Raw genomic sequence first — 13,532 nt, forward strand, 5'->3', positions numbered from 1 at the left:
CTCATCAGGCTCTCACCGTCCCTGACTCGCTTTGGATTATAGTATATACTACTTTTCCTTATCATCGTCTTTCATTTTGTTAAACTAAAATTAATGTACTACATTCGAGAGAAAGATGCAAGATACCAAAAAATATATCAGCGATTTTTGTAATATATCGATTTTCCGACAATCGTGCCATAAAAAAAATTGCCGGACTTAATCCGGCAATCTTTTATTACTTACGTAACTCCGCACCAAACTTCTCTTCTACCGTTGTTAATACACGGTTATGTGCTTCTGTTACTTCTTCGTCTGTTAACGTACGTTCTGCATCGAAGTAGGTCATAGAGAATGCAAGTGACTTCTTGCCTTCTTCCATTTTTTCACCTTCGTATAAGTCGAATAACGTTACGTCTTTCAGAAGTTCTCCGCCAGCTTCAGCAATGATTTGCTTCATTTCGCCAGCTTTTGTTTCTTTCGTTACGACAACAGCCATATCACGTGTCATAGATGGGAAACGTGGAATTGCTGCGTAGTAAGTTTCTTCCGCGTCTGCACCAAATACTTTTACAAGAGATAATTCGAATACGAATGTATTTTTCACATCTAATTGTTTTTCTGCTTCTGGGTGCAATTGACCGATGAAACCAATTACTTCGCCATCTAATACGATGTCAGCTGTACGACCTGGGTGCATCCCTTCACGTTTTGCTGGTGCATAAGTGATTTGGTTTGCAACACCAAGTACGTCGAATAATCCTTCTAGTACACCTTTCACAACGAAGAAGTCTACTACTTTCTTCTCACCTTGCCATGCATGGTGAAGAGCAAGTCCTATCATAACACCCGCAAGATGTTGTTCTTCTTTCGGAAGTTCTCCTGCTTCTGTCGGTAAGAAGACAGAACCTACTTCGTATAAAGCAACACTATCGTTTTTACGTGCCACATTATATGAAACAGCTTCTAGTAATTGCGGTACTAAGCTTAAACGAAGTTGGCTACGCTCTTCACTCATTGGAAGTGCAAGGTTTACAGGAGCTTTTTCATTTGGCTCGACCATATATTGCTTCGCTTTATCAGCGCTTGTTAATGAATATGTGATCGCTTCATATAAACCAGCACCCTCTAGGAAGCGACGTACTTTACGACGTTTCGTTTGTGCTGATGTTAATTTACCACGAGTCATTGTTCCAGAAGGTAATGTAACTGGAATGTGGTCATAACCGTATAGACGACCCACTTCTTCTACTAAGTCTTCTGAAATTGTAATATCAGGACGACGTGCTGGTACATTCACATGGAATGTTCCTTCTACTTCTGTGAATGGGAATTTCAAGTTTGTGAACATTGTACCCATTTCACTTGCAGCAATATTTGTACCTAATACACGGTTTACTTTTTCAGCAGTAACAGATACTGTACGCTCCTGTACTTGTAAGTTGTCAGCTTCTACTACACCTTCAAGTGCTTCTCCGCCAGCGTATTTCGCCATTAAAGCAGCTGCGTGTTGAATTGCTTCAAATGTACGTGTTGGGTCGATTCCTTTTTCAAAACGTGCACTTGATTCACTGCGAAGACCTAAGTCTTTTGATGTACGGCGTACTGTTTGACCTGCAAAGTATGCAGATTCAATTAAAACGTTTACTGTCTCATTTGTAACTTCAGAACCCGCTCCGCCCATTACACCAGCAACAGCTAAAGCTTTTGTTCCGTTTGTAATTACAAGGTGGTGGCTTTGTAACGTACGCTCTTGATCATCTAACGTTTCAATTTTTTCGCCTTCTTTTGCAAGACGAACAACGATTTCTTTTGAACCTAATTTATCGTAATCGAATGCATGTAACGGTTGACCGTATTCCATTAAAATGTAGTTTGTAATATCCACTACATTGCTAATTGGACGAATGCCAGCTGCCATAAGGCGCGTTTGCATCCACATTGGTGATGGACCAATCTTTACGTTCTTCACCATTTTTGCAATATATAATGGGTTTTCTTCTTTCGCTTCTACACTTACAGAAATGTAATCAGAAGTTTTTTCTGCTGTTTCTTGTAAGCTGATAGCTGGAAGTTTTACTTCACGGCCATAAATAGCAGCGACTTCATATGCAACACCTAACATGTTTAAGCAATCTGCACGGTTTGGTGTTAAACCAAGCTCAAGTACTTCATCATGTAAATTTAAAATTTCAAGTGCGTCTGCACCAACTTCAGCGTCACTCGGGAAGATGAAGATACCGTCTGCATATTCTTTTGAAACTAACTTTCCATCAATACCAAGCTCTTGAAGCGCACAAACCATACCGTGAGAAGCTTCACCACGTAGTTTTGCCTTTTTAATTTTGAAGTTGCCAGGAAGTACAGCACCAACTTTTGCAACTGGTACTTTTAAACCTTTTGCAATGTTAGCAGCTCCACAAATAATTTGAACTGGCTCTTCTTCACCGATATCGATTAAACATTTGCTTAATTTATCAGCTTCTGGGTGTTTTTCACATTCTAATACGTGACCAACTACAACACCTTTTACACCTTTATTTAATAATTCAACACCTTCTACTTCAATACCACTTTTCGTGATTTTGTCTGCTAGTTCTTGTGCTGTTACATCTTTAATATCTACATACTCTTGTAACCAACGATATGATACGAACATACTTATCCTCTCCTTCCCTTACGCTCGTTTGAATTGTTGTAAGAAACGTACATCATTTGTATAGAAATGACGAATGTCATCTACGCCGTATTTCAACATTGCGATACGCTCTGCGCCCATACCGAATGCGAAACCTTGATATTCTTTTGAATCATAACCAGCCATTTCAAGTACGTTCGGATGAACCATACCTGCGCCTAAAATTTCGATCCAGCCAGTTCCTTTACAAGTGCCGCAACCTTTGCCGTGACACATCATACAAGAAATATCCATCTCTACAGATGGCTCTGTGAATGGGAAGAAACTTGGACGAAGACGGATTTCACGATCTTCACCGAACATCTTTTTCACGAATACTTGCAGTGTACCTTTTAAGTCACTCATGCGAATGTTTTTATCAATTACAAGACCTTCAATTTGCATGAATTGGTGTGAATGCGTCGCATCATCGTCATCGCGGCGATACACTTTACCAGGACAAATAATTTTAATTGGGCCTTTTTCTTTATTATTTTCCATCGTACGTGCTTGCACAGAAGATGTATGTGTACGTAGTAACGTTTCTTCTGTAATGTAGAATGTATCTTGCATATCACGCGCTGGGTGATCTTTCGGTAAGTTTAATGCTTCGAAGTTATAGTAGTCTTTTTCTACTTCTGTTCCTTCAGCTACTTCATACCCCATACCGATGAATACATCTTCAATTTGCTCAACAACAGCTGTTAACGGATGGTGACAACCTGTTTCAACAGGACGGCCTGGTAGTGTAACATCAATTGTTTCCGTAGCTAATTTCGCTTCAATTACTGCTTTTTCTAAGTTTCCAATTTTGTCTTCTAAACGCGTTTGAATCGCTTCACGTACTTCATTTACTAATGCTCCCATACGTGGACGCTCTTCTGCTGATAATTTTCCCATGCCGCGTAATACTTCTGTAATTGGACCTTTTTTTCCTAAATACGCTACGCGTACGTCGTTTAAGCCCTTTAGCTCTTTCGCTTCTTCAATAAGCTCTAACGCTTTTTGCTTTAGCCCTTTTAAACGTGCTTCCATTTGGAACCCTCCTAATTTTAAAAATAAAAAAACCTCGCTCCCAAAAAGGGACGAGGTAAATTCGCGGTACCACCCTAAATTGACAGACCAGGTCTGCCCACTCATTAGTTATAACGATCAATTCTGACCGGAACGCCTTTACATATATATGGTCCTGGCGTCAACTCCAGAGGTGAATTCACTTCCGTCTACCATAAGAATGCTTTCAGTCTAAGGCATTCTCTCCCTATATGGCGATTTTGTAAGTTACTCTTCTCTATCAACGTTTTTCGTTATTTAACTTTTAATATAATATACTTCAACTTATTATAAGAAGTTTTTTATTTGTTCGCAACTGGGCTTTGTAAATAATACGTTAAAATCCCTGCTGCAACCGCAACATTTAATGATTCTGCCTCGCCGTAAATCGGAATATACAAGTTTTGATCCGTTTTTGCAAGAATTTCTTGGCTTACGCCGCTTCCTTCATTTCCTACAATTAATGCAAAACCACCAGCTGGTGTTACTTCACCATACGGAACTCCATTTTCAAGAGCTGTTCCATATACAGGAACGTTATTTTCTCTTAACTTGTCTACCCACTCTTCTAAGTTCCCTTTTACAACTGGTAAATGGAAAATAGAACCTTGTGTAGAGCGAAGCACTTTACTATTATATACATCAACGCATCCTTCTCCAAGCACAACAGCATGAATACCAGCTGCATCAGCTGTACGAATAATTGTCCCTAAGTTGCCCGGGTCTTGAAGACCATCTAATAAAAGAAACTTTCCATCTGCAAGAGCTACTTCACTCTCGTGTTTCTCACAAACAGCAAATACCCCTTGCGTCGTTTCTGTTTCACGGAGTACTTTTACGATTGCTTCAGGTACGATATACATTTCCACATCATTAACTGTCCAATCTTTCGGAAGATCTGTCTGATCAGAAACGATAAGTTCTGTTACAACTCCTGCTTTTAAAGCTTCTTCCACTAAGTGGAATCCTTCTACAAAAAATAAACCTTTTTTATCGCGCTCTTTTTTCGTCTGCAGCTTTTTCCACTGCTTCACACGCGGATTTTGCACTGAATCAATGTTTTTCATAATATGTATTTCCCTCTCTTCTTGTCTTATCATTATAGCCTATTTTTCATACATATTTACATAAAAAAGAACAAAAACTAACGTCAGTTTCAATTCTGAAGAAGAGGTGAAAATAATGAGTTTTAATTTACGCGGTGCTGTATTAGCTAATGTATCTGGAAATTCACAAGATCAATTACAAGAAACGATTGTCGATGCAATTCAAAGCGGTGAAGAAAAAATGCTTCCAGGTCTTGGCGTTTTATTCGAAGTCATTTGGAAAAATGCTGATGAAAATGAAAAACACGAAATGTTAGGAACACTAGAGCAAGGATTAAAAAAATAAACAATAAAAGGTCACCTTAGAAAAAAACTAAGGTGACCTTTTATGTCTATAAAATTTTTCTTCTCCTAAACATTTCTACTTTACTAACGCTACACAGATGGAGTACAATATTCAAAATACATTTAAACCGATCGATTTTCTTTATAGACACCATTAGATAAAAGGAGTGAATGTTTTATGCAACGTATTACGCTTGAACAAGTTTTTAAACATCACATTACACAAAAATATGTAAACCGTTCTGGAATGGTCCACGCGATTGCTGTCGCTTACCATGCGTTTCACTTAGCGAAAAAGCATCATGCCTCAGTCGATGCTGCAACAAAAGCTGGTTTCCTTCATGATATCGGACATCACACATGGTACAGCGAGGGAGAATGGGATTATGACTTGTATAAAAAGAATGATATACATGCGATTAAAGGAGCAGAAAGAGCTCATAAATTGCTTATTAGATTAGGAGAACATCCGAAACTAGCAAAAGAAATTTCTATCGCGATTCTTCTTCATACAGATTCTTTCTTAGTACAGCAAGAAATTGAAAGAACATCTCTTCAAAACATTATTAAATGGGCAGACGAAGCAGATGAAGAACCGGGCGGAGCGCACCATTATAGAACGATTTCTTATGAAAAAGCATTAAAAGCTATTCAACAGTTAGACCGATTGGTAGAACGTGAATTGCAAATAGAGCAATCAAAATCGAATAACAAGGCAGAACATAGTTATCAATGAGAAAGAGGCATCACTATAGGGTGATACCTCTTTTATTATTTTATGGAAAATACACCTTTATATGTAATATTTAAATATTACATATAAAAACAAAATACTTTATAATTAAATATACAAATATAAAGAGGTGATTTTACAAATGCAACCCGCTACACAACTTTCTAATGAACAGAAATACTCTATGTCATGGGGACAATTTATTAGCTCCGTTTTATTCGCTTTTTTCGGAACCGGACTTATTACTGTGTTCCTCGCAATGCCCTTAACAATTTATACAGCCGGTCTTACAGATAAAAAACAAATTGCCCTGTATGAATCTATTGCAAATACTGCAAGTATCGTATTACAACTAGCCGTGTTGTTATTCTTCATTTTTAAATTCGAACCCGCAAAAAAATTACTACTAAAATCTTTTAACTTTAAAGCACTTAAAGAATGGCGTACATACGTATACTTACTTCTTTTCTTCGCTACAAATATTTTACTCAATTACATCTTGTTAAATTATATGTTCCAAGACGCAACAAAGCAGCAATCTTCCGCACTTAACTTAGACGTTTTCAAGCAGTATCAAATATTATTACTTCTCGGCTTCGCAATACTTACACCAATTTTTGAAGAGCTGATTTTCCGTGGTTTTATACTCCGCTTCTTCTCAGAACGCTTTCCATTTTGGATTGCAGCTATCGTAACAAGTTTCTTCTTCGGTATCGCTCATACATACTCACTTGGCGTAATGGTAATTACTTTCTTCATGGGATTATTAATGGCTATTTTATGTAAAAAAACAAAATCCATTATTCCAGCTATGTTATTTCATATTATGAATAATATGTTGGCATTCTTGAGTTAGAAAGAGGTATCATCGCGATACCTTTTTTATTAATTCGTATCATTACTTCTCATTTCTATCAATTTATACATATTTATTAATAATATCCAAAATAAACCTCATGTAGTAAAATATAACTGATTACTATAGAAGGAGACTATATATGCTGAGCTTACTTTGGGTTGTTTATATGCCACTTCTTGTTTTATGCGGATTGTTCGGTGGTATTTTTTTAATTGTTACTAGCATGAAACATCGTAAATTATTTGTTGGTTTAATGGGGCTACTTAGCTTCTCCTTTGTCACACTACCTTTTGTTTTTTGGGGCATGGGAGTGGATAGCAATGCAATCCTCCCTATTTCAACAACTTTATATTGGATACTGTTTTCTTTAACTGGATTATTAGCAGGGATAAGTGGAGTCCAAACCAAAATTAAAAGTATACGTAATATGGGATTCATTATTTTCATCGCTGGTATATTAGGGGTTATCTTCTGGTTACTCATGACTGTAGGTGATTCATACTATATATAATATTTTTTAGAACCCCATAAATCGGAGGTAATACAAAAGTGTTCGGAATATTAACTTGGATGATTTTCGCTCTTACTTTGATGTTATGCGACTTCATCGTTGGCATTTTTTTAATTATTGCTGGTATTAAATGTCGTAAATCACTTACTATTATGGCTGGTTTCATTAGCATATCGCTTATTGTTGTTCCTATCATTTGTATAGGTTATGGAATAGATTTAGAAGGGATTGTTCCAATTTCGGGAACTTTATATTGGTGTTTCTTCTCTTTGGCTGGACTATTAGCTATTATAAGCGGAAGACAAATATCCAGTATTCGTGCTATGGGAATGGTTTTATTTATAACAGGGCTGTGCTCCGTAACTGGTTATCATTTTTTATATTTAAATCTTTAAACAGACAAAAAAGCAGGGAAATTAATTCCCTGCTTTTCTATTTGGTTTATTGCCTGATGGTAAGAAGAACGATAATACCCAAGCAATCCCTGCGAGTATCGTCGCAATTAAGAAGGCATCGTTAATACCGTTAATTGCAGATAACTTCGAAATTTGTCCAAATAATAGTTGCGTGCTCATCGCATCTCCTGCTTGCGCTGATCCAGCGATCGCTGCTAAACTTTGCCCCATGCCGTGTACTTTATCAACTAAGATTGGGTTTGACGTTGTTAACATGTTGCCGTAATCTGCTACGTGAGCAGTCGTTTGCTGCGTCATAAGTGTGATTAAAATCGCTGTTCCAATTGAACCAGCTACTTGTCTTGACGTATTTTGCGTTGCTGTACCGTGAGAAATTAATTTCATCGGCAGTGCGTTCATACCTGCTGTCATAATTGGCATCATAATGAACGACATACCAATCGAACGTATAATATAATCCGTCATAATAACGCTATACGGTGTATCCATCGATAACGTTGTGAATTCATATGTCGCAAACGTTGTAATGGCTAAACCGACAATTGCTAACGGACGAATACCATACTTATCAAATAGTTTACCTGCAATAGGTCCCATGATCCCCATAATTAATGATCCTGGAAGTAGTAATAAACCTGATTCTATCGGTGTGAAACCGCGAATGTTTTGCAGATATACCGGAAGTAATAACATACCTCCGAATAATGCCATCGTAACAATTGCATTAATTACTAAAGTAAAAGTAAATACTGGGTATTTAAACACTTGTAAATCAAGCATTTTGTTGTCCGTTGTTAGCTCTCTCCAAATAAATACCGCAATACCTACTACACCAATGATAAGTGAAATAACAACCTCTGCACTAGTCCAACTATTATTTCCTGCTTCACTAAATCCGTACAATAAGCTACCTAGTCCAATACTTGAACTAACAACACCGAATACATCTAACTTCGTTTTAGATACCGGCTGAGCTAGTGTAAAGAATTTTAAAGATAGGAATGTAATAATTAAACCGATAATAAACATCGCATAGAACATTAAGTTCCAGCTATAGTTTTCAATCACCCAGCCCGTTACAGTTGGTCCGATAGCTGGTGCTAAAATCATCGCTACACCTAGTAATCCCATCGCTGCTCCGCGCTTATGAGGCGGGAATAATGTCATGAAAATATTCATACCAACCGGCATTAAAATACCTGCACCCACCGCCTGAATAACGCGGCCCGTCATCATCATTGTAAAGTTTCCTGAAATAGCACAAATGATAGATCCTACCGTGAAGAATAACATTGCCGCTACGAATAATTTACGATACGTAAATCGTGAAACTAAAAAGGCACTAATCGGTACTAAAATACCATTTACAAGCATGAAACCTGTAATTAACCATTGTGCTGTTGAAGTTGATACGTTAAATTCGTTCATTAACGGAGGCAATGCAACGTTAATAATTGTTTGGTTTAAAATAGAAACGAACATGCCGAGAATTAATACAGCTACAACTGCTTTTACGTTCACATTTTCTACAGGCGTAGACATTTGTTTTTTCGGCGCTTCTTTTTCTTGTTTTACTTCTTCTTGCTTTCCTGTTTCTAACTCAACTACATTAGAAATTTCTGCTTCTTGCTTTCGTTCAATTTCTTTCTCTTCTGTTTCTACCTTACTTACTTCTATTTTATTTACGGCTGGGACTTGTTCTTCTCCCACGTTCGTTTTTTTCTTTCGTAAAAGACGATTTACAAGGAAGAAGACGATTATACAAAATAGTGCATATCCTGCAATTGCAATTGAGGACATCTCATCTCCCCCTTACTTATGAATACGAACTGACACATTCATTCCAGGAACAATATTTACTGATTTACTATGATCTAAAGAAATTTTAACTGGTACTACTTGTGTTACTTTCGTATAGTTCGCTGTTGCGTTGCTTGATGGTAACATAGAGAATGTATTCGCTGTTGTTAATCCAACTTGCTCTACTTTTCCTGATAAAGTTGTATCTGGGTATGCATCTACATACACATCTACATCTTGACCTTTTTGTACATCGTCAACATCTGTTTCTTCAATGTTTGCTGTTACCCATAAATTGTTCATATCAAATGCATAAGCAATTGGGCTACCTGCTCCAACGAAAGCATTTGTTGTTGCATTTGATTGCACAATTGTTGCATTTTGTGGAATTGTTACATCTACTGTTTGTTCTCCATTTGCTGCCGCTACAGTAACAGCACCTAATTTATCATTTTCATTGTAATTCTTTCCTACTTCAGCTTTCCAGTCAGTTAATTTACCTGCTACTGGTGATGCAATCGGAATTACCTTTCCATCAATTTTTGCATTTTCTGTTTTTAAATAATTTTCCGCTTGATTGTAATAGTAATAACCGCCAATACCGCCGCCAACTAGTACAATTAATGTGATAATGTTGATAATCACCATTCTTCGAAACTGATTCATTGCATTCCTCTCCTTATATCGCATATAATTTTTTTCTAAACTATTTACGTCCTTATTGTTTAGAGTGTTTAATTGTTAATTATATTAACTTTTAAACAAAAAAATCACACCATCTGCGGTGTAAATTGAAATTTATCTACCTGCGAGCGGTGCTGATTTCTGAAGGACTATCGTTTATAATTATAAATAATTATTTTGAATCTACAACCGACAATTTAAGTATGAAATGTCGCTTAAACAACAATATAATACCTATATGTTGTTTAAGTATAGAAAATTAAACGAGGGGAAGTAAAAATGTCTATTAAAAATACAAATGATCCACGTGTAAAGCGGACGAGACAACTCATACAGGATGCTTTTGTCGCTTTAGTAGGCGAAAAAGGATTTGATGATGTAACTGTTCAACATATTGCAGAACGTGCTCCTGTAAATCGCGCTACGTTTTATAGCCATTACCATGATAAATATGACCTATTAGACAAAATCATTGAAGAAATGTTAGAGAAGTTAACAGAAGTTATTAAGCCGAAAAATAGAAATAAAGAAGATTTTCAACTTACATTTGATTCACCACATCCGACATTTTTGGCTTTGTTCGAACATATTGCAGAAAATGTGAACTTCTATAACGTTATGCTTGGTGATAAAGCCGCTGGAAACTACTCTTATAAAATGATGAAAACAATACAAACACATTTAACATTAAGCCTGTCTATTTCACAGCCAGATGATAAAGATCTTATGGTTCCTCGTGATATTTTAATTAGTTATGTGACAGGGGCTCATATCGGGATGATTATGTCATGGTTAAAAAGAGGGATGATTTATACCCCGCATTTTATGGCCATGCAATTAACTCGTTTAATCATTTTAGGAGCTCATACTGCTGCAGGATTAGAACGACCTTTTTAAAACATAAAAAAGCGAAGGAAAATCTCCTTCGCTTTTTCTATTAATTAAATGTAATGTTATGTACAGCCTCTTTATCAAGACGTTTAATAACTTCTACAATTAACTTCACTGCATTTTCATAGTCATCACGGTGTAACATTGCCGCATGAGAATGAATGTAGCGCGTTGCAATCGTAATTGCCATAGACGGAATACCATTTGCAGAAATGTGAATTGCGCCTGCATCCGTTCCACCGCCCGCTACTGAATCATATTGATACGGGATTTGTAATTCGTCAGCAACATCAACTACAAAGTCACGTAAACCTGTATGTCCAATAACAGAAGCATCATATAAAATGATCTGTGGTCCATCACCCATTTTACTTTGCGCTTCTTTTGCCGTTACACCTGGTGTGTCACCAGCGATACCAACATCTACTGCGAATGCGATATCTGGTTTAATATAGTTCGCAGATGTTTTCGCACCACGAAGACCAACTTCTTCTTGTACAGTCCCTACGCCGTATACAACGTTTGGATGCTTTTCATCTTTTAATTGTTTTAATACGTCAATTGCAATTGCACAACCAATTCGGTTATCCCATGCTTTTGCAAGTAACATTTTTTCATTTTTCATCACTTGGAATTCAAAGTAAGGTACAACTTGATCGCCAGGTCGTACGCCCCACTCCATTGCCTCTTCTTGGCTAGAAGCACCAATATCGATGAACATGTCTTTAATTTCAACTGGCTTTTTACGCGCTTCTGGAGGTAAGATGTGTGGTGGTTTTGAACCAATTACACCTGTTACATCTCCTTTACGCGTTACAATTGTCACGCGCTGCGCAAGCATAACTTGTGACCACCAGCCACCAACTGTTTGGAAACGAAGGAAACCTTTGTCATCAATTTGCGTAATCATAAAGCCAACTTCATCTAAATGACCTGCAACCATAATTTTCGGGCCGTTTTCTTCCCCTATTTTTTTCGCAACTAAACTTCCTAAATTATCAGTAGAAAGTTCGTCCGCAAACGGCTCAATATATTTCTTCATTACTTCGCGTGGTTCACGCTCGTTACCCGCAATACCACGTGCATCTGTTAATTCTTTTAGCATTGTCAATGTCGCGTCTAATTTTGTCATTGCCAACACCCTCCTTTTTCTTCAGTCACTTCATTATACAAAAGGAAATTGAAATATTCAAAAATTAAATCAGTATCCTTGTGTTTGACGCTGATGATTTACTTCATTTTTATCTAAATATGCCTTTTCAATTTCTTCTTGCTCAAACTCTAGCGCTTGTCCAAGTCGAAGGTAGCTTGTAAATAATTCAATATAGTTCGTAATAGATGGTTGATCTGTAAAACGAATTACTTTCGCATATGTGTCTAAGAAAATTTCTACTTGTGTTTTATTCGTTTGTGCACATTTATAGAATAGGAAGTTTTTATCAATACCTAAATCAATTCCGATTGATAAAATAAAATGCAAGCCATCTACGTATTCTTCTAATATTACTTCACGTTCTGATGCTGGTTTGTTGCTCCAATATTTAAAACAACGTGTTTCATTTGCAAGTTCTCCAATTTCTACAAGAAGAGCTAACATTTTTTCTTTTAACAACTTTTTCGGTTGTAAATCATGCTCTTTCACAATACGGTCATCTAATTCTTTTTGTAATTTAAATAGTTGTAGTAAGTCCATTCTATTGTCCTCCTCCAACATCGCATTTTACGCAACAATGTTGTTTCATCTCAAAGTTCATTATTATTTTTCGTTTCTTATTAATAAGTCAGCCATTTATCTCTTTACAAAATAGCTTGTCCTTAATTTACAAATACGTTTCAATCATCACTATTAGATTGTTCATTCCGATTGGTGATAGTTAATCATTATCCGGGGATTGTCCACTGATAAAAAATTTATTTTATCTGATGAAAGTTCCATATCATCTTTCCATTATAGCAGTGTCGTTTCAGGTAGGAAAGATACTCTTCTTTCCAAAGGGGGATAATTGACAAAAGCCAGGAGAATTCTCCTGGCTTCATATATATATTCTTCTATATCGCTATAGCTTTTATATTGATTTTGTCATATCGATAACGACATACTTCTCTTTGCATACAAATAAAAAACCTTAGAAGAAAAATCTTCTAAGGTTTCAACTAATTAATTAGTTAATGTTGTTTTTTGCAACTGTTGCTAATTCAGCGAAAGCTTTTTCGTCATGAACAGCTAAGTCAGCAAGCATCTTGCGGTTAACTTCGATGCCAGCATTTTTAAGACCGTGCATTAAACGGCTGTAAGAAAGACCATTCATACGAGCTGCTGCGTTGATACGTGTAATCCATAATTTACGGAAGTCACGTTTCTTTTGACGACGGTCACGGAATGCATACATTAGAGATTTCATAACCTGTTGGTTAGCAACCTTGAATAATGTACTCTTAGAACCGTAGTAACCTTTTGCTAATTTTATAACTTTTTTACGACGTTGACGAGTAACTGTACCACCTTTTACTCTTGGCATAATATTACCTCCTAATTGT

The 13,532-nt window shown here is 36.6% G+C and carries 14 protein-coding genes and 2 other annotated features (1 of these 16 running past the window's edge); of the genes, 6 read left to right on the forward strand and 8 right to left on the reverse strand.

Features of this window, described 5'->3' with window-relative positions; all coding sequences use genetic code 11:
• Positions 1-74 (reverse strand) — a binding site (T-box leader) (it extends 178 nt beyond the left edge of the window).
• A gap of 143 nt (positions 75-217) precedes the next feature.
• The 3 genes from pheT to JDS99_RS09155 all read right to left on the reverse strand — a co-directional run bounded on the left by pheT (position 218) and on the right by JDS99_RS09155 (position 4,809).
• On the reverse strand, positions 218-2,638 hold the full coding sequence (gene pheT / locus JDS99_RS09145; RefSeq protein ID WP_199694963.1) for a phenylalanine--tRNA ligase subunit beta: 2,421 nt from the start codon (positions 2,636-2,638) through the stop codon (positions 218-220).
• 18 nt (positions 2,639-2,656) lie between these two features.
• A complete protein-coding gene (gene pheS, locus JDS99_RS09150; protein ID WP_199694964.1) occupies positions 2,657-3,691 on the reverse strand; it encodes a phenylalanine--tRNA ligase subunit alpha in 1,035 nt (344 codons plus the stop codon).
• 43 nt (positions 3,692-3,734) lie between these two features.
• Positions 3,735-3,963 (reverse strand) — a binding site (T-box leader).
• Positions 3,964-4,011: 48 nt separating this feature from the next.
• Positions 4,012-4,809, reverse strand: coding sequence for a TrmH family RNA methyltransferase (locus JDS99_RS09155; RefSeq protein WP_199694965.1), 798 nt, complete (start codon positions 4,807-4,809; stop codon positions 4,012-4,014).
• 82 nt (positions 4,810-4,891) lie between these two features.
• On the opposite strand from JDS99_RS09155, the gene sspI reads away from it, so the two are divergent.
• The 5 genes from sspI to JDS99_RS09180 all read left to right on the forward strand — a co-directional run bounded on the left by sspI (position 4,892) and on the right by JDS99_RS09180 (position 7,598).
• Entirely contained in the window at positions 4,892-5,101 is a 210-nt protein-coding gene (gene sspI / locus JDS99_RS09160; RefSeq protein ID WP_000009511.1) for a small acid-soluble spore protein SspI, read from the forward strand.
• Between the two features lie 177 nt (positions 5,102-5,278).
• Complete coding sequence (locus JDS99_RS09165) at positions 5,279-5,836, forward strand: HD domain-containing protein (protein ID WP_001189002.1); 558 nt, start codon at positions 5,279-5,281, stop codon at positions 5,834-5,836.
• A 139-nt stretch (positions 5,837-5,975) separates the two neighbouring features.
• Positions 5,976-6,689 carry a CPBP family intramembrane glutamic endopeptidase gene (locus tag JDS99_RS09170; RefSeq protein WP_087985373.1) on the forward strand — a complete coding sequence of 238 codons (714 nt, stop codon included), beginning with the start codon at positions 5,976-5,978 and terminating at the stop codon, positions 6,687-6,689.
• A gap of 142 nt (positions 6,690-6,831) precedes the next feature.
• The gene (locus JDS99_RS09175; protein WP_088064544.1) at positions 6,832-7,203 is read left to right on the forward strand and encodes a DNA-binding protein; all 372 of its coding nucleotides are present in this window, start codon (positions 6,832-6,834) and stop codon (positions 7,201-7,203) included.
• Between the two features lie 38 nt (positions 7,204-7,241).
• Entirely contained in the window at positions 7,242-7,598 is a 357-nt protein-coding gene (locus JDS99_RS09180; RefSeq protein ID WP_098856903.1) for an ammonia permease, read from the forward strand.
• A gap of 21 nt (positions 7,599-7,619) precedes the next feature.
• Here JDS99_RS09180 and JDS99_RS09185 read toward each other — a convergent pair whose 3' ends face one another.
• A complete protein-coding gene (locus JDS99_RS09185; RefSeq protein ID WP_087985376.1) occupies positions 7,620-9,419 on the reverse strand; it encodes a DHA2 family efflux MFS transporter permease subunit in 1,800 nt (599 codons plus the stop codon).
• Between the two features lie 12 nt (positions 9,420-9,431).
• The gene (locus JDS99_RS09190) at positions 9,432-10,085 is read right to left on the reverse strand and encodes an HlyD family secretion protein (RefSeq protein WP_001071411.1); all 654 of its coding nucleotides are present in this window, start codon (positions 10,083-10,085) and stop codon (positions 9,432-9,434) included.
• Positions 10,086-10,382: 297 nt separating this feature from the next.
• Between JDS99_RS09190 and JDS99_RS09195 the strand changes: the two genes are divergently transcribed.
• Positions 10,383-11,000 carry a TetR/AcrR family transcriptional regulator gene (locus tag JDS99_RS09195; RefSeq protein WP_199694966.1) on the forward strand — a complete coding sequence of 206 codons (618 nt, stop codon included), beginning with the start codon at positions 10,383-10,385 and terminating at the stop codon, positions 10,998-11,000.
• A gap of 40 nt (positions 11,001-11,040) precedes the next feature.
• On the opposite strand, the gene JDS99_RS09200 is transcribed toward JDS99_RS09195, so the two are convergent.
• The 3 genes from JDS99_RS09200 to rplT all read right to left on the reverse strand — a co-directional run bounded on the left by JDS99_RS09200 (position 11,041) and on the right by rplT (position 13,513).
• A complete protein-coding gene (locus JDS99_RS09200; protein WP_048544341.1) occupies positions 11,041-12,126 on the reverse strand; it encodes a M42 family metallopeptidase in 1,086 nt (361 codons plus the stop codon).
• Between the two features lie 69 nt (positions 12,127-12,195).
• Positions 12,196-12,687: a dUTP diphosphatase gene (locus JDS99_RS09205; RefSeq protein ID WP_000365057.1), complete on the reverse strand. Its 492-nt coding sequence runs from the start codon at positions 12,685-12,687 to the stop codon at positions 12,196-12,198.
• 469 nt (positions 12,688-13,156) lie between these two features.
• Complete coding sequence (rplT, locus tag JDS99_RS09210) at positions 13,157-13,513, reverse strand: 50S ribosomal protein L20 (RefSeq protein WP_001138364.1); 357 nt, start codon at positions 13,511-13,513, stop codon at positions 13,157-13,159.
• Positions 13,514-13,532: the final 19 nt, after the last annotated feature.

This window comes from Bacillus cereus group sp. N6, assembly GCF_016483705.1.
In the GTDB taxonomy this organism is placed as follows: domain Bacteria; phylum Bacillota; class Bacilli; order Bacillales; family Bacillaceae_G; genus Bacillus_A; species Bacillus_A wiedmannii.

Coding starts and splice junctions, on each gene's coding strand:
- pheT (WP_199694963.1), bottom strand. CDS start 2,638: ATGTTCGTATCATATCGTTGGTTACAAGAGTATGTAGATATTAAAGAT.
- pheS (WP_199694964.1), bottom strand. CDS start 3,691: ATGGAAGCACGTTTAAAAGGGCTAAAGCAAAAAGCGTTAGAGCTTATT.
- JDS99_RS09155 (WP_199694965.1), bottom strand. CDS start 4,809: ATGATAAGACAAGAAGAGAGGGAAATACATATTATGAAAAACATTGAT.
- sspI (WP_000009511.1), top strand. CDS start 4,892: ATGAGTTTTAATTTACGCGGTGCTGTATTAGCTAATGTATCTGGAAAT.
- JDS99_RS09165 (WP_001189002.1), top strand. CDS start 5,279: ATGCAACGTATTACGCTTGAACAAGTTTTTAAACATCACATTACACAA.
- JDS99_RS09170 (WP_087985373.1), top strand. CDS start 5,976: ATGCAACCCGCTACACAACTTTCTAATGAACAGAAATACTCTATGTCA.
- JDS99_RS09175 (WP_088064544.1), top strand. CDS start 6,832: ATGCTGAGCTTACTTTGGGTTGTTTATATGCCACTTCTTGTTTTATGC.
- JDS99_RS09185 (WP_087985376.1), bottom strand. CDS start 9,419: ATGTCCTCAATTGCAATTGCAGGATATGCACTATTTTGTATAATCGTC.
- JDS99_RS09190 (WP_001071411.1), bottom strand. CDS start 10,085: ATGAATCAGTTTCGAAGAATGGTGATTATCAACATTATCACATTAATT.
- JDS99_RS09195 (WP_199694966.1), top strand. CDS start 10,383: ATGTCTATTAAAAATACAAATGATCCACGTGTAAAGCGGACGAGACAA.
- JDS99_RS09200 (WP_048544341.1), bottom strand. CDS start 12,126: ATGACAAAATTAGACGCGACATTGACAATGCTAAAAGAATTAACAGAT.
- JDS99_RS09205 (WP_000365057.1), bottom strand. CDS start 12,687: ATGGACTTACTACAACTATTTAAATTACAAAAAGAATTAGATGACCGT.
- rplT (WP_001138364.1), bottom strand. CDS start 13,513: ATGCCAAGAGTAAAAGGTGGTACAGTTACTCGTCAACGTCGTAAAAAA.